Source organism: Rhodococcus oryzae (assembly GCF_005049235.1).
Lineage (GTDB): Bacteria > Actinomycetota > Actinomycetes > Mycobacteriales > Mycobacteriaceae > Rhodococcus_G > Rhodococcus_G oryzae.
Genome location: NZ_SUMD01000007.1, coordinates 226,613 through 248,601 on the forward strand (window position 1 = coordinate 226,613; position 21,989 = coordinate 248,601).

General features: G+C 69.5%; 23 protein-coding genes. 14 read left to right on the forward strand and 9 right to left on the reverse strand.

Going from position 1 to position 21,989, the window contains the following annotated elements; genetic code table 11:
* Window positions 1-66: 66 nt before the first annotated feature.
* Window positions 67-1,317 carry a cytochrome P450 gene (locus tag FCG67_RS16325; protein WP_136910769.1) on the reverse strand — a complete coding sequence of 417 codons (1,251 nt, stop codon included), beginning with the start codon at window positions 1,315-1,317 and terminating at the stop codon, window positions 67-69.
* Between the two features lie 173 nt (window positions 1,318-1,490).
* Between FCG67_RS16325 and FCG67_RS16330 the strand changes: the two genes are divergently transcribed.
* The 3 genes from FCG67_RS16330 (at window position 1,491) to FCG67_RS16340 (ending at window position 3,905) form a co-directional block, all read left to right on the forward strand.
* Window positions 1,491-2,654, forward strand: a complete 1,164-nt coding sequence (locus tag FCG67_RS16330; protein ID WP_136910770.1) for a steroid 3-ketoacyl-CoA thiolase — start codon at window positions 1,491-1,493, stop codon at window positions 2,652-2,654.
* 7 nt (window positions 2,655-2,661) lie between these two features.
* On the forward strand, window positions 2,662-3,126 hold the full coding sequence (locus tag FCG67_RS16335; RefSeq protein WP_136910771.1) for a nitroreductase family deazaflavin-dependent oxidoreductase: 465 nt from the start codon (window positions 2,662-2,664) through the stop codon (window positions 3,124-3,126).
* A gap of 107 nt (window positions 3,127-3,233) precedes the next feature.
* Entirely contained in the window at window positions 3,234-3,905 is a 672-nt protein-coding gene (locus tag FCG67_RS16340) for a GNAT family N-acetyltransferase (protein ID WP_136910772.1), read from the forward strand.
* A gap of 68 nt (window positions 3,906-3,973) precedes the next feature.
* On the opposite strand, the gene FCG67_RS16345 is transcribed toward FCG67_RS16340, so the two are convergent.
* Together FCG67_RS16345 and FCG67_RS16350 are read right to left on the reverse strand one after the other, a co-directional pair.
* Window positions 3,974-4,888 carry an SDR family oxidoreductase gene (locus FCG67_RS16345; RefSeq protein WP_136910773.1) on the reverse strand — a complete coding sequence of 305 codons (915 nt, stop codon included), beginning with the start codon at window positions 4,886-4,888 and terminating at the stop codon, window positions 3,974-3,976.
* Window positions 4,885-5,685, reverse strand: a complete 801-nt coding sequence (locus FCG67_RS16350) for an SDR family oxidoreductase (RefSeq protein WP_077043918.1) — start codon at window positions 5,683-5,685, stop codon at window positions 4,885-4,887. Before FCG67_RS16350 ends, FCG67_RS16345 begins: the two co-directional genes overlap by 4 nt.
* 131 nt (window positions 5,686-5,816) lie before the next feature.
* Here FCG67_RS16350 and echA20 point away from each other — a divergent pair, with 131 nt between their 5' ends.
* From echA20 to FCG67_RS16370, 4 genes are read left to right on the forward strand one after another with little or no spacing between them, the layout of a single operon-like run.
* A complete protein-coding gene (gene echA20, locus FCG67_RS16355) occupies window positions 5,817-6,587 on the forward strand; it encodes a (7aS)-7a-methyl-1,5-dioxo-2,3,5,6,7,7a-hexahydro-1H-indene-carboxyl-CoA hydrolase (protein ID WP_136910774.1) in 771 nt (256 codons plus the stop codon).
* On the forward strand, window positions 6,584-7,474 hold the full coding sequence (gene ipdA / locus FCG67_RS16360) for a cholesterol ring-cleaving hydrolase subunit IpdA (RefSeq protein ID WP_342775491.1): 891 nt from the start codon (window positions 6,584-6,586) through the stop codon (window positions 7,472-7,474). The genes echA20 and ipdA overlap by 4 nt, the downstream gene beginning before the upstream one ends.
* The gene (gene ipdB / locus FCG67_RS16365; protein ID WP_136910776.1) at window positions 7,471-8,229 is read left to right on the forward strand and encodes a cholesterol ring-cleaving hydrolase subunit IpdB; all 759 of its coding nucleotides are present in this window, start codon (window positions 7,471-7,473) and stop codon (window positions 8,227-8,229) included. The genes ipdA and ipdB overlap by 4 nt, the downstream gene beginning before the upstream one ends.
* Window positions 8,226-9,290: an NAD(P)H-dependent flavin oxidoreductase gene (locus FCG67_RS16370; protein WP_136910777.1), complete on the forward strand. Its 1,065-nt coding sequence runs from the start codon at window positions 8,226-8,228 to the stop codon at window positions 9,288-9,290. The genes ipdB and FCG67_RS16370 overlap by 4 nt, the downstream gene beginning before the upstream one ends.
* Window positions 9,291-9,377: 87 nt before the next feature.
* Here FCG67_RS16370 and FCG67_RS16375 read toward each other — a convergent pair whose 3' ends face one another.
* Entirely contained in the window at window positions 9,378-9,656 is a 279-nt protein-coding gene (locus FCG67_RS16375; RefSeq protein ID WP_136910778.1) for a DUF2277 domain-containing protein, read from the reverse strand.
* A gap of 104 nt (window positions 9,657-9,760) precedes the next feature.
* On the opposite strand from FCG67_RS16375, the gene FCG67_RS16380 reads away from it, so the two are divergent.
* A complete protein-coding gene (locus FCG67_RS16380; protein ID WP_169310551.1) occupies window positions 9,761-10,381 on the forward strand; it encodes a TetR/AcrR family transcriptional regulator in 621 nt (206 codons plus the stop codon).
* A gap of 93 nt (window positions 10,382-10,474) precedes the next feature.
* Here FCG67_RS16380 and FCG67_RS16385 read toward each other — a convergent pair whose 3' ends face one another.
* Window positions 10,475-11,626 carry an acetyl-CoA C-acetyltransferase gene (locus FCG67_RS16385; RefSeq protein ID WP_136910780.1) on the reverse strand — a complete coding sequence of 384 codons (1,152 nt, stop codon included), beginning with the start codon at window positions 11,624-11,626 and terminating at the stop codon, window positions 10,475-10,477.
* Window positions 11,627-11,635: 9 nt separating this feature from the next.
* The gene (locus FCG67_RS16390; protein ID WP_077042913.1) at window positions 11,636-12,268 is read right to left on the reverse strand and encodes a TetR/AcrR family transcriptional regulator; all 633 of its coding nucleotides are present in this window, start codon (window positions 12,266-12,268) and stop codon (window positions 11,636-11,638) included.
* Between the two features lie 41 nt (window positions 12,269-12,309).
* On the opposite strand from FCG67_RS16390, the gene FCG67_RS16395 reads away from it, so the two are divergent.
* Entirely contained in the window at window positions 12,310-13,068 is a 759-nt protein-coding gene (locus FCG67_RS16395) for an SDR family NAD(P)-dependent oxidoreductase (RefSeq protein ID WP_246045112.1), read from the forward strand.
* Here FCG67_RS16395 and FCG67_RS16400 read toward each other — a convergent pair.
* From FCG67_RS16400 to FCG67_RS16410, 3 genes are all read right to left on the reverse strand, one after another.
* Window positions 13,065-14,147 (reverse strand): hypothetical protein, encoded by a 1,083-nt coding sequence (locus tag FCG67_RS16400; RefSeq protein WP_136910782.1) that lies wholly within the window; start codon window positions 14,145-14,147, stop codon window positions 13,065-13,067. The genes FCG67_RS16395 and FCG67_RS16400 overlap by 4 nt on opposite strands.
* 74 nt (window positions 14,148-14,221) lie before the next feature.
* A complete protein-coding gene (locus FCG67_RS16405) occupies window positions 14,222-15,031 on the reverse strand; it encodes an SDR family oxidoreductase (RefSeq protein ID WP_136910783.1) in 810 nt (269 codons plus the stop codon).
* The gene (locus FCG67_RS16410; RefSeq protein WP_097214294.1) at window positions 15,028-16,233 is read right to left on the reverse strand and encodes an acyl-CoA dehydrogenase family protein; all 1,206 of its coding nucleotides are present in this window, start codon (window positions 16,231-16,233) and stop codon (window positions 15,028-15,030) included. The genes FCG67_RS16405 and FCG67_RS16410 overlap by 4 nt, the downstream gene beginning before the upstream one ends.
* A 45-nt stretch (window positions 16,234-16,278) precedes the next feature.
* Between FCG67_RS16410 and FCG67_RS16415 the strand changes: the two genes are divergently transcribed.
* The 5 genes from FCG67_RS16415 to FCG67_RS16435 are packed head-to-tail and all read left to right on the forward strand — an operon-like array spanning window position 16,279 to window position 21,950.
* Window positions 16,279-17,832 (forward strand): FadD3 family acyl-CoA ligase, encoded by a 1,554-nt coding sequence (locus FCG67_RS16415; RefSeq protein ID WP_136910784.1) that lies wholly within the window; start codon window positions 16,279-16,281, stop codon window positions 17,830-17,832.
* A complete protein-coding gene (locus tag FCG67_RS16420; protein ID WP_136910785.1) occupies window positions 17,829-18,707 on the forward strand; it encodes an enoyl-CoA hydratase in 879 nt (292 codons plus the stop codon). Before FCG67_RS16415 ends, FCG67_RS16420 begins: the two co-directional genes overlap by 4 nt.
* Complete coding sequence (locus FCG67_RS16425; RefSeq protein WP_077042916.1) at window positions 18,707-19,870, forward strand: acyl-CoA dehydrogenase family protein; 1,164 nt, start codon at window positions 18,707-18,709, stop codon at window positions 19,868-19,870. The genes FCG67_RS16420 and FCG67_RS16425 overlap by 1 nt, the downstream gene beginning before the upstream one ends.
* The gene (locus FCG67_RS16430; RefSeq protein ID WP_136910786.1) at window positions 19,867-20,823 is read left to right on the forward strand and encodes an acyl-CoA dehydrogenase family protein; all 957 of its coding nucleotides are present in this window, start codon (window positions 19,867-19,869) and stop codon (window positions 20,821-20,823) included. Before FCG67_RS16425 ends, FCG67_RS16430 begins: the two co-directional genes overlap by 4 nt.
* Window positions 20,820-21,950, forward strand: coding sequence for an acyl-CoA dehydrogenase family protein (locus tag FCG67_RS16435; RefSeq protein ID WP_136910787.1), 1,131 nt, complete (start codon window positions 20,820-20,822; stop codon window positions 21,948-21,950). The genes FCG67_RS16430 and FCG67_RS16435 overlap by 4 nt, the downstream gene beginning before the upstream one ends.
* The last annotated feature ends 39 nt before the right edge of the window (window positions 21,951-21,989 follow it).

Genomic DNA, 21,989 nt, shown 5'->3' on the forward strand with positions numbered 1-21,989 from the left:
AACGGCAGCGCCGGCGCGGGGTGACCGCGCCGGCGCTGCCGGATGGTGCAGGTGGATCGACCGGACCTAGTGGTCGACCGGGCAACCGCCGGTCTTGTAGTCGACCTGGTACTCCTTGATGCCGTTGAGCCAGCCGGACCGCAGGCGGCGGGTCGCGCCGACCTCGGTGATGTCCGGGAGGAAGTCCGCGATCGCGTTGAAGATCAGGTCGATCTCCATACGGGCCAGGTTGGCGCCGAGGCAGTAGTGGGCGCCGGTTCCGCCGAAGGACAGGTGCGGGTTCGGGTCGCGGAGGATGTCGAACTTCTCCGGGTTCTCGAACACCTCCTCGTCGAAGTTCGCCGACACGTAGTTCATCACCACGCGCTGGCCCTTCTTGATCGCCACACCACCGATCTCGGTGTCCTCGAGCGCGGTGCGCTGGAAGGCGGCGACCGGGGTGGCCCAACGAATGATCTCGTCGGCCGTGGTCTTCGGACGCTCCTTCTTGTACAGCTCCCACTGCTCGGGGTTGTCCATGAAGGCCTTCATGCCGTGCGTGGTGGCGTTGCGAGTGGTCTCGTTGCCTGCCACCGCGAGCACGATCACGAAGAAGCCGAACTCCTCCGGGCTGAGCTCGTCGCCGTCGACGTCCGCCTCGATGAGCGTGGTGACGAGGTCGTCGCCCGGGTTCGCCTTGCGCGCCTCGGCCAGCTGGTACGCGTAGCCGAGGATCTCCATCGACGCGGCAGCCGGATCGATGTCGGCGAACTCGGGATCGTCGTACGAGGTCATCTGGTTGGACCACTCGAAGACCTTGCCGCGGTCTTCCTGCGGCACGCCGATGAGCTCGGCGATGGCCTGCAGCGGCAGCTCCGCCGCGACCTGGGTGACGAAGTCGCCGCTACCCTCCGCAGCGGCAGCCTTGACGATGGACTCGGCGCGGTCGCGCAGCTCTTCCTTGATCCCGTTGATCGCGCGGGGGGTGAAGCCGCGGGAGACCAGCTTGCGCAGCTTGGTGTGCTCCGGCGCGTCCTTGTTCAGGAGCACGAAGCGCTGCAGTTCGATCTGCTCGCGCTTCATGTCATCGGCGAAGCGCGGGATGGCGGTGTTCTCCCAGGTGGAGAACACGTCGCGCATCGACACGTCGCGGATGTCCTCGTGACGGGTGACCAACCAGTAGCCACCGTCGTTGAATCCGCCGACACCGTCGGGCTGCTCGACCCAGTACACCGGCTCGGCCTTGCGGACCTCGGCGAGTTCTTCCACCGGCAGCCGGTGCGCGTAGATATCGGGGTCCGTAAAGTCGAATCCCGCGGGAATGTTGGGCTGTGCCACTGTTGTCTCCTGCCATCGCGATCGGCGCCGCGCGTGATGTGGAACACGTTCTACAAAGATTGAAGCATAGAGCTTCGATCGGGGAAAGACTAGGCAAAGAACTGGGCCCATTCTCCTTGCTCAAAGGGGAGAACCTGTTCTACTTTTTGTAGACACGTGGAAAGGAGCCCGCCGTGGGCACACCAGTAATCGTCGAGGCAGTCCGTACCCCGATCGGCAAGCGAGGGGGTTGGCTGTCCGGCCTGCACGCGGCGGAGACCCTTGGCGCGGTTCAGGTCGGACTTCTCGAGCGGGCGGGCATCGACCCCCTCCTCGTCGAGCAGGCCATCGGCGGCTGCGTCACCCAGGCCGGTGCACAGTCCAACAACGTCACCCGGGTGGCCTGGCTGGCTGCGGGCCTGCCGTGGCAGACCGGCGCCACCACCATCGACTGCCAGTGCGGCTCCGCGCAGCAGGCCAACCACCTGATCGCCGGCCTCATCGCCACCGGCGCCATCGACATCGGCGTCGCCTGCGGCGTCGAGCAGATGAGCCAGGTCCCGCTCGGCGCCAACGTCGGCACCGAGGCAGGCCCGCGCCGCCCCGCGTCGTGGGACATCGACATGCCCAACCAGTTCGAGGCCGCCGAGCGGATCGCCAAGCGCCGCGGCATCACCCGCGCGGACATCGAGGCGCTCGGCGTCCGCTCACAGGCGCTGGCCAAGCAGGCCTGGGCCGAGGGACGGTTCGACCGCGAAGTGCTGCCCGTGACCGCCCCCGTCATCGGCGAGGACAAGCTGCCGACCGCCGAGACCACGCTGGTCTCCCGGGACCAGGGCCTGCGCGACACCACGCTCGAGTCGCTCGCCAAGCTCAAGCCGGTCATCGAGGGCGGCATCCACACCGCAGGCACCGCCTCGCAGATCTCCGACGGCGCCGCCGCGGTCCTGCTCATGGACTCCGACCGCGCCCTCGCCCTCGGCCTCAAGCCCCGCGCCCGGATCGTCTCCCAGGTGCTCGTCGGCGCCGAGCCCGAGTTCCACCTCGACGGCCCCGTCCAGGCCACCGCCAAGGTGCTCGAGAAGGCCGGCATGAAGATCGGCGACCTCGACCTGTTCGAGGTCAACGAGGCCTTCGCGTCCGTCGCACTGTCCTGGGCTCGGGTGCACGGCCCCGACATGGACAAGGTCAACGTCAACGGCGGCGCCCTCGCCCTCGGCCACCCCGTCGGCAGCACCGGATCCCGGCTGATCACCACCGCACTGCACGAGCTCGAGCGGACGGACAAGTCCACCGCACTGATCACCATGTGCGCCGGCGGCGCGCTCGCCACCGGCACCATCATCGAGCGGATCTGATCCGGCCATGAAGCGCCCACCGATGCTCGATACGCAGTTCACCCGAATCATCATCAAATGGATGTCGAAGACGAACGTGATCGCGTACCGGGCGACCGGTGGGCGCGTCGGCGGTAAGTGGCGGGTCGGCAGCGCCGCGAAGAGCGGCCTGCCGATCTGCCTGCTCACCACCACCGGCCGCAAGAGCGGCGAGCCCCGGGTGAGCCCGCTGCTGTTCCTCGAGGACGGCGACCGGGTCGTGCTCGTCGCCTCGCAGGGCGGCCAGCCCAAGAACCCGCTGTGGTACCTGAACCTGAAGGCCGACCCCAAAGTGAAGGTCCAGATCCGTTCCGACGTGCGCCATCTGGTCGCGAAGGTCGCGGACGATGCCGAGCACGCGGAGCTGTGGCCCAAGCTGGTGGCGATGTACCCCGAGTTCGACGATTACCAGTCCTGGGTCGAACGCAAGATCCCGGTCGTCGTCTGTTCGTAGCAATTGTGGGCCCGTTGACAGACAATCTGGGGGGAGCCCGCAGGATTGCCCATCCGGCAGGTGCGTGCTCCGCGCTGTTGCACCTCAACGGATAGGGAGATTTCGTCATGACGGCTGGCCCCCAAGATCAGATCCTGGACCGACGCGAACTCGCCTCGGCGCTCCTGCGGGCGCTCGAAATGCGGCACGAGGTCCTCGATGCCATCGTCGACAGTGACGACCACGCCGCCGCCGTACGCAATGTGAGCACGCTCCTCGAGACGACCGAGGACAACGCGAATGCGGTGCTGGGCCTGCAGCTCGGGCGCCTGACCAGGCTCGAGCGCGACCACCTCCGCGACGAGGTGACCAACCTGGACGCGACGCTGAAGTGGCTGCCGGAACAGCGCCCCTTCAGCACCGGCACGAACGTGCGGCTGCGCCCGTTCACCTACAACGACGAGGACGCGGAGCTCTACCGGCGGCGCTCCGCCGAGCAGCTCGACGCCGACGGCACGCCGTGGCCTGCGGACCGCATCGAGGAGGAGCGCCGGGCAGGCCTGAACCGGGTCGACGAGGAGATCGCGGCGTGGTTCGTCGCGGAGAACACCAGCGGCGACCGGCCGGAGTGCGTCGGGCTCGTCTTCGGCGAACTACACGAAGGCGAGGTGGACCTCGCGGTGTGGGTCGCGCCCGAGGCGCGCAAGCAGGGCTACGGCACTGCCGTGATCAAGCTGTCGCGGCCGGAGCTCGCCGCCTACTTCCCCGGCACGACGGTCATCGTCCGCTCCCCCGTCTAGGCGCTTCGCGCCTGTGCGCGGTTGACGAGTCCACAGACTCGTCAACCGCGCACAGGCGGCGGAGCTGCCTACGCCCCGTAGACCGGGGTGGGGGTCTCCGCCTTCTCGAGCAGGTCGGCCACGACGGGGCCGATCTCCTTCGGATCCCAGCGCTCGCCCTTATCCTGCATGGGGCCGTGCCGCCAGCCCTCGGCGACGGTGATCTTGCCGCCCTCGACCTCGAAGACCCGGCCGCTGACGTCCTTCGACTCGGCGCTGCCCAGCCAGACCACCAGCGGAGAGATGTTCTCCGGCGCCATCGCGTCGAAGCCCTCCTCCGGAGCGGCCATCGCCTCGGCCATCGCGCCGCCCGCGCCCACCGTCATCCGGGTGCGCGCCGCGGGAGCGATCGCGTTGACGGAGACGCCGTAGTTCTTCAGCTCGGCGGCGGCCTGGATGGTCATCTCCGCGATGCCGGCCTTGGCGGCCGCGTAGTTGCCCTGACCGATGCTGCCCTGCAGGCCGGCGCCCGAGCTGGTGTTGATGATCCGCGCGTCCACCGGACGTCCGGCCTTGGACTCGGCGCGCCAGTACGCGGCCGCGTGCCGCAGCGGGGCGAAATGGCCCTTGAGGTGCACCCGGATGACCGAGTCCCACTCCTGCTCGCTCATGCCGACCAGCATCCGGTCGCGCAGGAAGCCCGCGTTGTTGACCAGCACGTCGAGGCCACCGAAGTTGTCGATGGCAGTCTTGATCAGGTTCTGCGCGCCGTCCCAGTCCGCGACGTCGTCGCCGTTCACCACGGCCTGCCCGCCCGCGGCGATGATCTCCGCGACAACCTGCTCGCCGGGGCTCTCACCGGTCGCGGTGCCGTCGCCGCCGACGCCGATGTCGTTCACGACGACCTTCGCGCCCTCGGCCGCGAATGCCAGCGCGTGCGCCCGTCCGATACCGCGGCCCGCGCCCGTCACGATGACGACGCGACCCTCTACCAATCCACTCACTTCTGCTCCTCCATCACTGGCTTGTTGGATGTCTCTGCGTCCGACGCCGCCAGGAACGCGGGGCGCTCGCCGCCGCCGTGCACCGTCAGTGTCGAACCGCTGACGTAGGACGCCAGCGGCGATGCCAGGAAGGTCGCACAGTTCCCGATGTCCTCGGGCCGCGCCATCCGACCCAGCGGGACGGTCTTGCTCACCGCGGCGAGGCCGTCGGCCCCGCCGTAGTGCAGGTGGCTCTGCTCGGTCTCGACCAGGCCGACCACGATCGAGTTCACCCGGACCTTCGGCGCCCACTCCACCGCGAGGCTGGTCGCCAGGCTGTCGATGCCTGCCTTGGCGGCGCCGTAGGCGGCGGTCCCTGGCGACGGGCGGCTGCCGCTGACGCTGCTGATCATCACGATCGAGCCGCCGGTGTCCTGCTTCTGCATGACGGCGTTCGCGATCTGCGAGATCAGGAGCGGGGCGAGCAGGTTGAGCTCGACGATCTTCGAGTGGAAGCGGGGGCTCGCGTCCGCGGCCAGGGCGTAGGGCGCCCCGCCCGCGTTGTTGACGACGGCGTCGAGGCGGCCGTGCGTGGCGACGATCGAGTCGATCATCGACTGCACCTGCTCGGCGTCGCGCAGGTCGCAGGAGATGAACTCCACGCCCCGGCCGTCCACCTCGATCGGCTCGTCGGCCGGCCGTCGCGCGCAGGTCACCACCGTGGCGCCCGCGCGCAGAAACGCGCGGCTGATGCCCGCACCCACGCCGCGCACTCCGCCGGTGACCAGCACCACGCTGCCGTCAAGACCTAGATCCACCAGTACCTCCACTGTCAGGGATTCTCTGCGGGTCGGGGGTCATCCGCCGAAAAGCGAACTCCAGCCCGACCCGCAGGTGTGCTAACTTACCAAGCAATCGCTTGGTTTGGCGACCTACCTAAGGAATCACGATGGGAATCACTTCCAAATCCGATGGGGCCGGCATCACCACGGTCACCGTCGACTACCCGCCGGTGAACGCCATCCCGTCTAAGGGATGGTTCGAACTGGCCGACGCCGTCCTCGCGGCGGGCAAGGATCCGAGCACCCATGTGGTGATCCTGCGAGCCGAGGGTCGCGGCTTCAACGCCGGCGTCGACATCAAGGAGATGCAGGCCACCGAGGGTCACGGCGCCCTGATCGACGCCAACCGCGGCTGCGCGGCGGCATTCTCCGCGGTCTACGACTGCGAGGTTCCCGTCGTGGTCGCCGTCAACGGCTTCTGCGTCGGCGGCGGCGTGGGCCTGGTCGGCAACGCCGACGTCATCGTCGCGTCCGACGACGCGATCTTCGGCCTTCCCGAGGTCGACCGCGGCGCCCTCGGTGCGGCCACGCACCTGGCCCGCTTGGTCCCCCAGCACATGATGCGCACGCTGTACTACACGGCCAAGAACGTCGACGCCCAGACGCTCAAGCACTTCGGCTCCGTGTACGACGTCGTCCCGCGCGCCGAGCTCGACGCGTGCGCACTCAAGATCGCAGGCGAGATCGCCGCCAAGGACACCCGGGTCATCCGGCGCGCCAAGGAAGCGATCAACCGCATCGACGTGATGGACGTGCACACCAGCTACCGGATCGAGCAGGGCTTCACGTTCGAGCTGAACCTCGCCGGCGTCGCCGACGAGCACCGCGACGAGTTCGTCGCCACCGGCAAGCCCAAGTCGAACGCCAAAGGGAGCTGACAACTATGCGTGACAAGAGGATGACGCTCGACGAGGTCGTCGGCGAACTGCGCAGCGGCATGACGATCGGCCTCGGCGGCTGGGGCTCGCGCCGCAAGCCGATGGCGTTCGTGCGCGCGATTCTGCGCTCGGACATAAAGGACCTGACCGTCGTCACCTACGGTGGACCCGACCTGGGCCTGCTGTGCTCGGCCGGCAAGGTCAAGAAGGCCTACTACGGATTCGTCTCGCTCGACTCCGCGCCGTTCTACGACCCCTGGTTCGCCAAGGCCCGCACCACCGGCGCCATCGAGGTCCGCGAGATGGACGAGGGCATGGTCAAGTGTGGCCTCGAGGCCGCCGCGGCCCGCCTGCCCTTCCTGCCGATCCGCGCAGGCCTCGGCTCGGACGTCCTGAACTTCTGGGGCGACGAGCTCAAGACCGTCACCTCGCCGTACACCGACGAGTCCGGCAAGGCCGAGACGCTCATCGCGATGCCCGCGCTGAACCTGGATGCGTCGTTCGTGCACCTGAACCTGGGCGACAAGCACGGCAACGCCGCCTACAACGGCGTCGATCCGTACTTCGACGACCTGTACTGCATGGCCGCCGAGAAGCGCTACGTCTCCGTCGAGCGCATCGTCGAGACCGAGGAGCTGGTCAAGGCCGTTCCGCTGCAGCAGCTGATCCTCAACCGCATGATGGTCGACGGCGTCGTGGAGGCCCCGAACGGCGCCCACTTCACCCTCGCGGGCGAGAGCTACGGCCGCGACGAGAAGTTCCAGCGTCACTACGCGGAGGCCGCCAAGACCCCCGAGTCGTGGCAGGTCTTCGTCGACACGTACCTGTCCGGCAGCGAGGACGACTACCAGGCCGCCGTCAAGAAGTTCGCAGAGGAGCAGGCATGACCTCCACCGAGACCATCACCCGCGCGGAGTACTGCGCGATCGCGTGCGCCGAGATCTTCTCGGGCGCAGGCGAGATCATGGCCAGCCCGATGTCGACGCTGGCGACCATCGGCGCGCGGCTGGCGCGGCTCACCACCGAGCCCGACCTGCTCATCACCGACGGCGAGGCGCTGATCTTCAGCGACACCCCCGCGGTCGGCGCCAAGGCCCCGATCGAGGGCTGGATGCCGTTCCGCAAGGTGTTCGACGTCGTCGCCTCCGGCCGACGCCACGTGGTCATGGGCGCCAACCAGATCGACCGGTACGGCAACCAGAACCTGTCCGCGTTCGGTCCGCTGCAGCAGCCGACCCGGCAGATGTTCGGCGTCCGCGGCGCCCCCGGCAACACCATCAACCACGCCACCAGCTACTTCGTCCCCAAGCACTCCTCGCGGGTGTTCGTGGACAAGGTGGACGTGGTCTCGGGTGTCGGCTACGACAAGGTCGATCCCGCGAACCCGGCGTTCAAGTACCTGCACCTGCACCGCGTGGTGAGCAACCTGGGCGTCTTCGACTTCGGCGGACCGGACCACACCCTGCGCGCGCTCAGCCTGCACCCGGGCGTCACCGCGGCCGAGGTCGCCGAGAACACCTCCTTCGAGGTCGCCGGGCTGGCCGAGGCGGGCGTGACCCGCGAGCCCACCGCCGAGGAACTGCGCCTGATCCGCGAGGTCATCGACCCGCGCGGCCTGCGCGAGCGCGAGGTCCAGGCATGACCGCCGTCCTGCGCACGCCGCTGACCGAACTGGTCGGCATCGAGCACCCGATCGTGCAGACGGGCATGGGCTGGGTCTCCGGCCCGCGCCTGACCGCGGGCACGTCCAACGCGGGCGGCCTGGGCATCCTCGCCTCGGCGACGATGACCTACGACGAGCTCGAGGCGGCGGTCCTGCGGACCAAGGAGCTGACCGACAAGCCGTTCGGCGTCAACATCCGCGCCGACGCGACAGACGCGCAGGAGCGCATCGACCTGCTCATCCGCGAGAAGGTCAAGGTCGCCTCGTTCGCGCTGGCGCCCAAGAAGGACCTGATCAGCAAGCTCAAGGACAACGGCGTCGTCGTGGTCCCGTCCATCGGCGCCGCCAAGCACGCCGTCAAGGTCGCCTCCTGGGGCGCCGACGCGGTGATCGTGCAGGGCGGCGAGGGCGGCGGCCACACCGGCCCGGTCGCCACGACGCTGCTGCTGCCGTCGGTGCTCGACGCGGTCGACATCCCAGTGATCGCGGCCGGCGGCTTTTTCGACGGCCGCGGCCTGGCGGCTGCGCTGTCCTACGGCGCAGCGGGCGTCGCGATGGGCACCCGCTTCCTGCTCACCAGCGACAGCGCGGTGCCGGACTCGGTCAAGCAGGAGTACCTCAAGCGCGGCCTGCAGGACACCACCGTGTCCGTGAAGGTCGACGGCATGCCGCACCGGGTGCTCAACACCGACCTGGTCAACAGCCTCGAGAAGTCCAGCTATGCACGGGGACTCGTCGCCGCGGCCAGGAACGCCCCCAAGGTCAGGGCGATGACCGGCATGAAGTGGTCGACCCTGCTCAAAGAGGGCCTGGCGATGCGCAAGACCACCGACAAGACGTGGTTGCAGATCATCATGTACGCCAACACCCCGATGTTGCTCAAGGCCGGCCTGGTCGACGGCAACACCGAGGCCGGCGTGCTCGCGTCCGGTCAGGTGGTCGGCATGGTCGACGACCTGCCGAGCTGCCAGGAACTGATCGACCGGATCATGGCGGACGCCGTGAAGCGGATCGACGCGCTGGGCGCGCTGCGCGCCTGACCGGCACCGCCGGTCGCGCCAGAGCGCGGAAGCACACTCTCCACACTGAAGGGCACCGCCGGCCGGTCATCCGGCCGGCGGTGCCCTTCAGTCGTTCGCGGCGGCCGCGGCCATCCGCGCGCGGACCTCGGGCCTGCGCAGCGGCGGCACCGTTGCCGGCGGCTGCTTGCGGGCGGGCAGCACCCCGAGCAGCCGCATCGTGGTCTCCGTGACCTCGCCGACCGCCTGCTCGAAGGGCTCCCGGGTGGCGTCGGACAGCTTCTGCACCCCGCTCACCTTGCGCACGTACTGACGGGCGGCCGCCTCGATCTCCTCCGCGGTGGCGGCCGGCTCGAGGCCGCGGAGCTCGGTGATGTTTCGGCACATATCCCGACGATAACCCCGAGCCATCGCCAGCGCGCGATGAGTTCCGTGTCACCCCGTAACTATTTTGGCTCCAGTGGTAATCCGCTCCGGTATTGTCCGGCGATGTGAATGGATCCGGAGACCACCCAGTCGAAGCAGCCGGCCCAGGCCGGCCCCGAGATCCCCAGGTCGACCGGTCGGTCCTCGATGCGACCATCGCGCTGCTCGTCGAGTCGGGCTACCAGAAGACCACGATCCAGGCCATCGCCCGGCGGGCCAAGGTCAGCGCGCCCGCGATCTACCGGCGCTGGGCCACCCGCGAGATGATCATCGAGGACGCGATCTTCGGCCTCGAGTCCATGGGCGACGTGCCGCTCCCCCCGAGCACCGACGACCTTCACGCCGACCTGCTGGCCTGGACGCGCAGTTTCCTCGAGCGCGCCGCGCACCCGGCCGCCCGCTCCGCGATACCCGGGCTGATGTCCACCTGGAATCACAACGAGGGCGTCTACGAGCGGCTCGTCCAGCGGGCCGAGGTGCCCGCCCGCAAGGCTCTTCTCGCCCGGATCCGGCTGGCCGAGCCGGACGCGGAGCCGGCCGCCGCCACGTCCACCGCGGACACTGTCTTCGATCTGCTGGTGTCGGCCACCATGCTCCGCGGTGTCTCGCGCGGGTTCGAGGACTCGGACGCGTGGTGCGAACGCATCGCTGACGCGCTGTTCGCGCTGATCGGCACCATCGACTGACGGACAGCGTCCACCCGGTCCACCGACGGGTTCGGCCCCGCACCCCTCCGACAGGAGTGATGCGGGGCCGAATCTGTTTGCGCGGAGGGGTTTCTAGCCCAGGCGCTCGATGATCGTCACGTTCGCGGTGCCGCCGCCCTCGCAGATGGTCTGCAGGCCGTAGCGCCCACCGGTGCGCTCGAGCTCGTTGAGCATGGTCGCGAACAGCTTGGTGCCGGTCGCGCCGAGCGGGTGCCCGTTCGCGATCGCGCCGCCGTTGGCGTTGACCTTCGCCGGGTCCGCGCCGATCTCCTTGATCCAGGACAGCACGACGGGGGCGAAGGCCTCGTTGATCTCGATGACGTCGATGTCGTCGATGGTCAGGCCGGTCTTCTCCAGCGCGTACTTGGTCGCGGGGATCGGCGCGCTGAGCATGAAGATCGGCGAGGCACCGCGGGCGCTGATGTGGTGGATCCGGGCGCGGGGCTTGAGACCGTGCGCCTTCACCGCGGCCTCGGAGGCGAGCAGCGTCGCGCTGGCGCCGTCGGAGATCTGGCTCGCCAGGGCCGCGGTCAGGCGTCCGCCGTCGGTGAGGGTCTTGAGCCCGGCCATCTTCTCCAGGCTGGTCTCGCGCGGGCCCTCGTCGATGCTGAACTCGCCGACCGGCACGATCTCCTTGTCGAAGCGGCCCTCGGCGATCGCCTTGCGCGCGCGCTCGTGGCTCTGCAGCGCCCAGCGCTCCATCTCCTCGCGGCTGATGTCCCACTTCTCGGCGATCAGCTCGGCGCCGTGGAACTGCGAGACCTCTTCGTCGCCGTAGCGGTGCTCCCAGCCCTTCGAACCCTTGAACGGGGTCTCGAATCCGAACTGCTCGCCGACGACCATCGCCGAGGCGATCGGGATCATGCTCATGTTCTGCACGCCGCCGGCCACCATCAGGTCTGCGGTTCCGCTCAGGATCGCCTGCGCAGCAAAGTGAACGGCCTGCTGGCTGGATCCGCACTGACGGTCGACGGTGACGCCGGGGACATCCTCCGGGTAGCCGGCGGCCAGCCAGGCGGTACGCGCGATGTTGCCGGCCTGCGGGCCGATCGCGTCGACACAGCCGAACACGACGTCGTCGATCTCGCTCGGGTCGACCTGGTTGCGCTCGAGGAGCTGCTTGATCACCCCGGCGCCGAGGTCCGCGGGGTGCACCGCGGAGAGGGCACCGCCCTTCTTGCCGACCGCGGTGCGGATGGCGTCAACAATGTATGCCTCAGGCATGGAAACTCCCTACGAATCGGACCGTGACTGTGGGCTGGAGAGCCCGTCGAGCACAATGGCGAGATACTGCTTGGCGACCGTTTCCGCGGTCATCGGGCCTCCGGGCCGGTACCACCGCACCGGTACCCAGACGGTGTCGCGCATGAAGCGGTACACCAGCTCCACGTCGATGTCGGGGCGGAAGCTGCCGTCGGCGATGCCGGCCTCGAGGACCGAGACCCACAGGCCGCGGAACTCCTTGTTGCGCTCGGTGATGTACTCGAAGCGCTCGTTGCCGACCAGGTGCTTGGCCTCGTCCTGATAGATCGCGACCGCGGCGTGCGATCCGTCGATCGCCTCGAAGGACGCGATCACCATCGCCTCGAGGGTGGCGCGCGATCCGAGACCGGCCGCGACGATGTCGCGGTAGCGGCCGAACAGCTCGTCCAGGAAGCCCTTGAGGATCTCGTCGACCATCGACTCCTTGGAGTCGAAATGGTGGTAGAGACTGCCGGACAGGATCCCGGCCGAGTCCGCGATGTCGCGCACTGTGGTGGCGCGCAGACCGCGCTCGGCGAACAGGGCGGCCGCCAGCGCGAGGAGTTCGGCGCGGCGGCCGGACTTGCTGGCAGACTCTTCGGCAGCTCTCGGCGGAGGGGTCACATCCGACAGAGTATCAACCAAGCGCTTGTTAGGGTATCGGGGTGCAGCAAAACACTTGCGCCGTGATCACCGGCGGATCGGGCGGCATCGGGATCGAGATCACCCGGCGGCTCGCCGCCAAGGGGCTCCCCGTCGCGTTCACCTACCGTTCCGGCTCCGAGCGCGCCGCCGCCCTTGTCGAGGAGATCACCGCGGCGGGCGGGCGGGCCCGTGCCGATGCCGTCGACCTGACCGACCGCGACCGGGTCGCACGGTGGGCTCAGGAGATCACCGCCGAGCTCGGCGATCCGTCGGTGCTGGTGCACGCGGCGGGCCCGCACATCCCGATGGTCCACCTGTCCAAGGTCTCCCCCGACACCTTCTCCGAGCATCTCAACGCCGAGGCCACCGCGTTCTTCGCGCTCGTGCACGCCCTGCTGCCCGGGCTCCGCGTGGCGCGCGGGTCGGTCGTCGCGGTGACCACCGCGGCCACCGACCGCTTCCCCGTCCGCGACGGCCTCTCGTCCGGGACCAAGGGCGCCGTCGAGGCGCTTGTCCGGGCGTTCGCCGCCGAGGAGGGCCGCTTCGGCGTCCGCTTCAACTCCGTGGGGCCCGGCATGCTCACCGACGGCATGGCCGAACGCCTGATGGGCAACGCCGACCTCGACGAGCGCGCACAGGCGGTCGCGATGAGCCGCATCCCCCTGCAGCGCTTCGGCTCCGCGGTCGACATCGCCGAGGCCGTCTGCTTCCTCGCGAGCGACAAGGCCGGCTTCATCACCGGCCAGAAGCTGAACGTCGACGGCGGCTACACCGTCTAGGCGGCTCCGCCGCCCGTGCGCGGTTGACGAGTGTCAGGACTCGCTAACCGCGCACAGGCGGGACACGGGTTTTCGTCCCGCCTGACCCACCCCTCGCGGCGCAGGATCTGCTCGACCTCCCCGGCCACCAGGCACGGCGTCCCGACGACCTCCTCGTAGCCGAACACCAGCCGTGGCCGATCGGCGAGCTCGGCCGCGTTGTCGCGGCGACGGTCCCGGAAAGCGACCTCGCGCGCGGAATGCGACCGGCGGCCGTCGAGTCGCACGATCAGCGGGACACCGTGTTCGGAGTAGTCGCAGTCCTCCCAGAGCGTCCGGCCGTCGACCACCACCGGCCCCTGGCGGCGAGCGGCGGGAAGTCCGTGGGCCTGTTCCACCTCGACCGCGAAGCGGTACTCGAGCATCGACTGGACACCCTCGGCCAGCAGACTGACGGCCGCCTCGAGCGCCTTCCGGTAGCGACGCGGGGTCCGCTCGTTCATCCGGCGCCGGATGTCGTCCAACCGGACGCGAGCGTTGGTGACGGCGCCGATCAGGCTGACGTATGCCTCGTGCGCCGACGGTTGCGCGATGGCGAGGTCGAGCGCGGTGTCCGCGCGGGTCGTGCGCGGTGGCAGGAGGTCGCCGGCACCGATGTGCCGTTGCGCGCGCGACCGGTGCACCGCCACCCCGGGGTGCAGGATGCTCCCCCGCGAGGGCACCACGCGATCGCCGTGCACCGCGTGTCCGACCGCGGTCGCGGGTTGACCGATCGCGGAGACACCGTAGGGAACCGTCACGTGGACGGGACCGGCCTCGTCCACCGTGACCATCCCCCACAGCTCCGCGGCCGTCCGGTGACTGAGCAGCGCCGTGGTCCCGCCGTAGAGCAGGGCGGCCTCGAGGATCGCGTCCCGGGTGAGCAGGCCCGAGGTGATCGCGTACACCCCGTGCAGCACCCGCTGCCAACGCCCGATCTCGAGACGCTGCCACGTTCGCGACGGCGGGAATCCGATGGCGTGCAGTTGCGCCGCGGTGACCAATCCGTACTGGCGGTCGACGAGGGCCTGAAGCGCTGCGGGCGAGAACGTTGCGGACATACCGACGACACTGGCGTCGGGCACCGACCGGATCGACGAGATCGGGCCGGGTTATCCACAGGCGGCGGAGCCGCCTAGGCGCGCTGGCTGGAGATGGAGACGATCTCGCCGGTGAGGTAGGTCGTGTAGTCGCTGGCGAGCATCGCGATGGTCGCGGCGATCTCCCACACCTCGGCGGCGCGACCGAAGGCCTCACCCTCGGCCAGCTTGTCGAGCAGTTCCTCGCTCGTCACCTTCGCCAGGAACGCGTGGCGGGCGATGGACGGCGCGACGGCGTTGATGCGGACGCCGTACTCGGCAGCCTCGATCGCGCTGCAGCGGGTCAGCGCCATGACGCCGGCCTTGGCCGCGGCGTAGTGCGCCTGCGAGTGCTGCGCGCGCCAGCCGAGCACGGAGGCGTTGTTGACCAGGACGCCGTTGTGATCGACGGACTTGAAGTAGCGCAGCGCAGCGCGGGTGGCGCGGAAGGTGCTCGTCAACGTGATGTCGAGGACGCGATCCCACTGCTCGTCGGTCATGTCCACGACCGGCGTCTCGCCGCCGAGGCCCGCGTTGTTGACCAGGACGTCGATGCGGCCGAGCTTCTCGGCGGAGCCCGCGATCAGCGCGTCGACCTGCTCGGTGCTCGAGACGTCGCAGACGAAGGACTCGACCTGCTGGCCACCGAACTCGGCCGACAGCTTCTCCACGGTCTCGCCGAGGCGACGCTCGTGGAAGTCCGAGACCAGCACGTCGGCGCCCTCGAGCAGCGCCCGGCGCGCGGTGGCGAAGCCGATACCGGTGCCCGCGGCCGCGGTCACGACGACCTTCTTGCCCTTGAGCAGGTTGTGGCCCTCGATCTCGGCGGGGGCGACGGCAAGGGGGGACTTGAGGGAAGTGGTCACGGTCGAGCCTCTCGGGGAAGTCCGAGCACCCGCTCGGCGATGATGTTTCGTTGGATTTCGTTCGAGCCGCCGTAGATGGTGTCGGCCCGGCTGAACAGGAACAGGCGCTGCTGGTCGCTCAGGTCGGCATCGGCGCCGAACGGCCCGTTGCCCGCCAGCAGCGAGTCCGCACCGGCGACCTCCATCGCGAGCTCGCCGAGACCGCGGTGCCAGTTGGCCCACAACAGCTTGGCCACCGAGGCCTCGCCGCCCTGTGCGCTGGCGTCGACCGCGGACAGGGTGCGCATGGCGTGCGCGCGCATCACCTGCAGGCCCATCCAGGCGCGGGTGAGCTTGTCCTTGATGACGGGGTCGGAGGCCGCGCCGTTGCGCTCGGCGAGCTCGACGATCTCCGACAGTTCCTTGGCGAAGCCGACCTGCTGGCCGAGCGTGGAGATGCCCCGCTCGAAGGTGAGGGTGCCCATCGCGACCGACCAGCCCTGGCCGACCTCGCCGACCACCAGGTCGGCGTCGGTGCGGGCGTCGTCGAAGAACACCTCGTTGAACTCGGAGGTGCCGGTGAGCTGCAGGATCGGCCGCACCTCGATGCCCGGCTGGTCCATCGGCACGAGCAGGTAGGACAGGCCCTTGTGCCGCTGCGAGCCGGGCTCGGTCCGCGCGACCACGAAGCACCACTGCGCGACGTGCGCGAGCGAGGTCCACACCTTCTGCCCGTTGATCCGCCACTGGTCGCCGTCGAGGCGCGCCGAGGTGGAGACCGCCGCGAGGTCGGAGCCCGCGCCCGGCTCGGAGTAGCCCTGGCACCACAGTTCGGAGACCGTGTTGATACCGGGCAGGAAGCGTCGCTTCTGCTCCTCGGTGCCGAACGCGATCAGCGTCGGCCCGAGCAGCTCCTCACCGAGGTGGCTCACCCGCGCGGGTGCGCCCGAGCGGGCGTACTCCTCATGGAAGATCACCTGCTGGCTCAGCGTCGCGCCCTTGCCGCCGTACTCGGTCGGCCAGCCCAGGCAGGTCCACCCGGCGGCCGCCAGATGGCGGTCCCACGCGAGTCGCTCCTCGAAGGCCTCGTGCTCACGTCCGGGTCCACCGAGCCCACGCAGACCGGCGAACTCACCGGTGAGATTGTCGGCCAACCACTCACGGACGGTCGCGGCGAACTGCTCGTCGTCTTTGGCTGTCCCCAGCCCCTGGCTTACATCCACCCCGGTAGGATAACCTACCAAGCACTTGCTTTGTAGAGGAGTCCAGTGACCAGTGATGTGAATACCACCCCCGCGGCCCTCGCGAGGGCGGCTCGCGAATTCGGTGACGCCGAGGCCATCGCCGACGGCGAGGTCCGGATCAGCTACTCCGACCTCCTCGACCGCGTCCGGACCACGGCACGGGCACTGATCGCCCGCGGGATCGAGCCCGGCGACCGGATCGCGATCTGGTCGCCGAACACCTACCACTGGGTGATCGCCGCGCTCGCCGCGCACTACGCCGGCGCCGTGATCGTTCCGATCAACACCCGCTACACCGGCAGCGAGACGCTCGACCTGATCGTCCGGACCAAGGCCGCGGGCCTCTTCGTGGTCGGCCCCTTCCTGGGCACCGACCGCTTCGCTGAGCTGGCCAGGGCCGCGGCGCCTGGCGACCTCGACGGCCTGCACACCGTGATCCGGATCCCGTTCGACGCCGCTGACCCGATCGAGGGCGTGATCGACTGGAGCGAGCTCGACGCGCTCGCGGAGTCGGTCCCGGCCGAGCAGGCTGACGCCCGTGCGCAGGCGATCGGACCCGACGACCTCGCGGACATCCTGTTCACCTCCGGGACCACCGGCAAGAGCAAGGGCGTGATGACCGCGCACCGGCAGACGCTCGGCGTCGCGCGGGCCTGGGGCGAATGCGCGGAGGTGAGCGCGGCCGACCGGTACCTGATCATCAACCCGTTCTTCCACACTTTCGGGTACAAGGCGGGCTTCCTGGTCTGCATCCTCAACGGCGCGACCATCGTCCCGATGGCGATCTTCGACGTCCCGAAGGTCATGGCGAAGATCGCCGAGGAGAAGATCAGCATCCTCCCCGGCGCCCCCACGATCCATCAGTCGATCCTCGACTTCCCCACCCGCGACGACTACGACCTGTCGAGCCTGCGGGTCGCCATCACCGGTGCCGCTGCCGTCCCGGTCACCCTGGTCGAGCGGCTCCAGTCCGAGCTGAGCTACGACGCGGTGCTCACCGCCTACGGCCAGACCGAGGCCGTCGTGGTCACCATGTGCCGCACCGACGACGACCCGGTCACCGTCTCGACCACCTCCGGCCGGGCCGTGCCGGGCATGGAGGTCCGGATCGGCGACCACGGCGAGATCCTGGTCCGCGGCGACAACATCATGCTCGGCTATCTCGATGACGCGGAAGCCACCGCGGCAACCATCGACAAGGACGGCTGGCTGCACACCGGCGACGTCGGCGTCATGGACGAGCGCGGATACATCGACATCACCGACCGGCTCAAGGACATGTACATCTCGGGCGGCTTCAACGTCTATCCCGCCGAGGTCGAGAACGCCCTCGCCCGCATCGACGCGGTCGCCGAGTCGGCCGTCATCGGGGTGCCCGACGAGCGCATGGGCGAGGTCGGCCGCGCCTACGTCGTCGCAAAGCCCGGTCGCACCATCACGGCCGAGGAGGTCCTCGCGTACTGCAAGGAGCACCTCGCCAACTTCAAGATCCCGCGCTCGGTCCTCGTGGTCGGATCGCTGCCGCGCAACCCGTCCGGCAAGGTCCTCAAGAACGATCTCCGAGAGGGCAAGTCGTGAGTGTTCCCGACGAGGGCGAGGTCGTCACCTACGAGGTGCGCGGCAAGGTCGCGGTCGTCACGATGAACCGGCCGAAGTTCCGCAACGCGCAGAACTCCGTGATGACCTATGCCCTGGACGCCGCCTTCCAGCACGCCGTCGAGGACCCCGAGGTGAGCGCGATCGTGTTGGCCGGCAACGGCGACCACTTCAGCGCCGGGCACGACATCGGGACCGTCGGCCGCGACCACCACGTGTCCTACGACAACAAGGCCGTCATGTGGTGGGACCACGTCGACCGCGAGGGCGGCGACCAGCGTTTCGCCCGCGAGATGGAGGTCTACCTCGGCATGTGCCGGCGGTGGCGCGAGCTGCCGAAGCCGACCATCGCCATGGTGCACGGCGCCTGCATCGCCGGCGGCCTGATGCTGTCCTGGGTGTGCGACCTCATCGTCGCCTCCGACGACGCCTTCTTCGCGGACCCTGTTGTCCGGATGGGCATTCCGGGCGTCGAATACTTCGCGCACCCGTGGGTGCTCGGGGTGCGCGGCGCCAAGGAGATCCTGTTCACCGGCGACCGCTTCACCGCGCAGCGCGCGTACGAGTGGGGCATGGTCAGCCGGGTGGTTCCGCGCGAGGACCTCGAGGCCACCGCGATGGACCTGGCCGACCGGATCGCGACCATGCCGCAGTTCGGACTCGCGCTGACCAAGAAGGCCGTCAACCAGTGCGAGGACCTGATGGGCGTGCGGGCCGGCATGGACTCGGTCTTCGGTCTGCACCACTTCGCGCACGCACACAACGCCGAAATCGGCAAGGGGCCCCTGGGCGGCATGGACGCCACAGCAATGAAGCGCGGCGCAGCCGCGGCGATGAAGAAGGCTGGAGAAGAATAGTGGATCTCGAATTCGACGACGCCACAGTCGCATTCCGCGACGAAGTGCGCGCGTTCCTCAAGGCGAACGTCCCCGCCGAACCGCTGCCGCACATGGACACTGCGGAGGGCTTCGAGGCACACCGGCAGTGGGAGCGCACCCTCGCGGACGCGCGCCTGTCGGTGGTGTCCTGGCCCGCCGAGTACGGCGGCCGCGACGCGACCCTCGAGCAGTGGGTCATCTTCGAGGAGGAGTACTACCGCTCGGGCGCACCCGGTCGGGTCAGCCAGAACGGCATCTTCCTGCTGGCACCCACGCTCTTCGAGCATGCCAAGCCCGAGCAGCTGGCGCGGATCATGCCGCGCATGGCACGCGCCGACGACATCTGGGCCCAGGCCTGGTCCGAGCCCGAGTCCGGCTCCGACCTGGCCAGCCTGCGCGCCACCGCCACCAAGGTCGACGGCGGCTGGCTGCTCAACGGTCAGAAGACCTGGAGCTCCCGCGCCGCGTTCGCGGACTGGGGATTCGGCCTGTTCCGCTCCGACCCGGAGGCCCAGCGTCACAAGGGCATCACGTACTACATGTTCGACCTGCGGTCGAAGGGCGTCACCGTGCGTCCGATCGACCAGCTCGACGGCCTGCCGGGCTTCGCCGAGGTGTTCCTCGAGGACGTCTTCGTGCCCGACGACCCGGCGAACCCCGCGGAGTCCGGCGTGATCGGCGCTGTCAACGAGGGCTGGCGGGTCGCGATGAGCACCGCGAGCAACGAGCGGGGCCTGTCGCTGCGCTCCCCCGGCCGCTTCCTCGCCGCCACCGACCGGCTCGTGAAGCTGTGGAAGGCGAACGGCGACGAGTCCGACACCGCGCTGCGCGACCGGGTCGTCGACGCGTGGATCGGGTCGCGCGCCTACGAGCTGAGCACGTGGGGCACCGTCACCAGGCTCGCCGGCGGCGGCCAGCTCGGCGCCGAGTCCTCCATCAACAAGGTGTTCTGGTCCGAGTGGGACGTGGCCACCCACGAGACCGCGCTCGACCTGCTCGGCCCCGAGTCCGAGCTCGCCGACACCGCGTGGATGGACGGCTACCTGTTCTCCCTCTCCGGTCCGATCTACGCCGGCACCAACGAGATCCAGAAGAATGTCATCGCCGAGCGGCTGCTCGGCCTACCTAAGGCGGACCGATGAGATTCGCACTCGACTCCTCGCACACCGACTTCGCGGACAGCATCGACTCGCTGCTCGCCAAGTCCGACATGCCCGCCGTGATCCGGTCCTGGAACGCGGGTGACACCGCGCCCGGCCTCAAGGTGTGGCAGCGCCTGGCCGAGACCGGCGTCAACGGCCTGATCATCGACGAGGCGCACGACGGCCTCGGCGCCGACGCCATCGACCTGGTCGTCGCGGTCGAGCAGCTGGGCAGGCACGCGGTGCCGGGTCCGGTCGCCGAGACCATCGCCGTCGCACCGGTGCTGCTCGCGGGCGCGGCGCCGGACCGGCTGTCCGCGCTCGCCGAGGGCGCGCTTGCCACCGTCGCGGCCCCGCCGCGGGTGCCGTTCGCCGTCGACGCGAACGCCGTCGAGCTGACTCTGCTCGTGCAGGGCGACTCGGTGTCCACCGCCACCGTCGGTGACGAGCACGGCTCCGTCGACCAGGCCCGGAAGCTGTTCTCCGTCACCGCCGCCGAGACGCTCGGCGACGCCGACACCGAGCGCGCCTTCGACATGGGCGCGCTCGCCACCGCCGCCCAGCTGCTGGGCCTCGGCCGCACCATGCTCGAGATCAGCACCGAATACGCCAAGCAGCGCAAGCAGTTCGGCACGGCCATCGGTAGCCAGCAGTCGATCAAGCACCACCTGGCGAACGTCGCCATCGGCCTCGAGATGGCGCGACCGCTGCTGCACGGCGCCGCGCTGTCCGTCCGGGACGGCTCGGCCGACGCCCGCCGCGACATCTCCGCCGCGAAGGTCGCGTGTGGCGACGCCGCGTACCGCGCATCGCGGATCGCGCTGCAGGTGCACGGCGCCATCGGGTACACCCAGGAACACGACCTGTCCCTGTGGCTGACCAAGACCCGGGCCCTGCTGACCGCGTGGGGCACCCCGTCGGTGCACCGCGCCCGAGTGATGGAGTCGCTGTGAGCCAGGTTGCCGCGGTAGGCGCATTCGACGAGGAGCAGCTCGAGCTCCGCAAGACCGTGCGGGCGCTGCTCGCCAAGCACTCCGATCCCGGTGCGGTCCGCCGCGCAGCGGAGACCGAGCAGGGCTACGACACCGCGCTGTGGGAGATGCTCTGCCAGCAGGTCGGCGTCGCCGCGCTCGCGATCCCCGAGGAGTTCGGCGGCATCGGCGCGTCGGCGGTCGAGACGCACCTGGTGCTCGAGGAACTCGGCCGCACCCTCGCCCCGACCCCGATGCTCGGTTCGGTGGTGCTCGGCGCGCAGGCGATCCTGGCCAGCGGCGACACCGAGGCCTGCGAGCGACTGCTGCCCGGGATCGCGGAGGGCACCGCCGTCGCGGCGCTGTGCTGGACCGGCGCCGACGGCAGCTGGGACACGGAGTCGGTCGACGTGACGGCCACGGTGACCGGTGACGGGCACTCGCTCACCGGCGCGAGCCACTTCGTGCTGGACGGCTCGATCGCGGACGTGCTCGTCGTCGCCGCCGAGATCGACGGCGCCGTGGCGCTGTTCGAGGTCGATCCCGCGCAGGAGTCGGTCAGCCGCCGCAGGCTGCCTGCGATGGACCCGACCCGGACCCTGTCGGTCGTGGAGTTCGACGGCGCCTCGGCCCGTCTGCTCACCGCCGACGGCACGGCTGCCCTGGAGCGGGTGCGCGAGATCGCCTGCGTCGCACTGTCCGCGGAGCAGATCGGTGCGGCCGCGCAGTCGCTGGACCTCACCGTCGAGTACAGCAAGTCCCGCGTGCAGTTCGGTCGTCCGATCGGCAGCTTCCAGGCACTCAAGCACCGGATGGCGGACCTGTACTTCCTGGTGGAGACGGCCCGCTCGGCGTCCTACGGCGCGGTCCGCTCGCTCGTCGACGGAGCGCCCACCGCGGCGACGGACGCCGCGGTGGCGAAGGTGTACTGCTCGGAGGCCCTGCAGTCGGTCGCGGCGGACAGCATCCAGCTGCACGGCGGCATCGCGATCACCTGGGAGCACGACGCCCAGCTGTACTTCAAGCGCGCACACGGCAGCGCCCAGCTCTTCGGCCAGCCGCGGGGGTACCTGAAGTCGCTGGAGTCGGCCGCGGGCCTGCCCGCCTGATCCCGTTGCAGTGAGCTCGAAGGCCGGCCCGGATTCCCG

What these genes read in the sequence shown, in the direction of transcription:
- FCG67_RS16430 (WP_136910786.1), top strand. Translation starts at nt 19,867, where the DNA reads ATGAGATTCGCACTCGACTCCTCGCACACCGACTTCGCGGACAGCATC.
- FCG67_RS16400 (WP_136910782.1), bottom strand. Translation starts at nt 14,147, where the DNA reads ATGTCCGCAACGTTCTCGCCCGCAGCGCTTCAGGCCCTCGTCGACCGC.
- FCG67_RS16370 (WP_136910777.1), top strand. Translation starts at nt 8,226, where the DNA reads ATGACCGCCGTCCTGCGCACGCCGCTGACCGAACTGGTCGGCATCGAG.
- FCG67_RS16375 (WP_136910778.1), bottom strand. Translation starts at nt 9,656, where the DNA reads ATGTGCCGAAACATCACCGAGCTCCGCGGCCTCGAGCCGGCCGCCACC.
- FCG67_RS16340 (WP_136910772.1), top strand. Translation starts at nt 3,234, where the DNA reads ATGACGGCTGGCCCCCAAGATCAGATCCTGGACCGACGCGAACTCGCC.
- ipdB (WP_136910776.1), top strand. Translation starts at nt 7,471, where the DNA reads ATGACCTCCACCGAGACCATCACCCGCGCGGAGTACTGCGCGATCGCG.
- FCG67_RS16385 (WP_136910780.1), bottom strand. Translation starts at nt 11,626, where the DNA reads ATGCCTGAGGCATACATTGTTGACGCCATCCGCACCGCGGTCGGCAAG.
- FCG67_RS16335 (WP_136910771.1), top strand. Translation starts at nt 2,662, where the DNA reads ATGAAGCGCCCACCGATGCTCGATACGCAGTTCACCCGAATCATCATC.
- echA20 (WP_136910774.1), top strand. Translation starts at nt 5,817, where the DNA reads ATGGGAATCACTTCCAAATCCGATGGGGCCGGCATCACCACGGTCACC.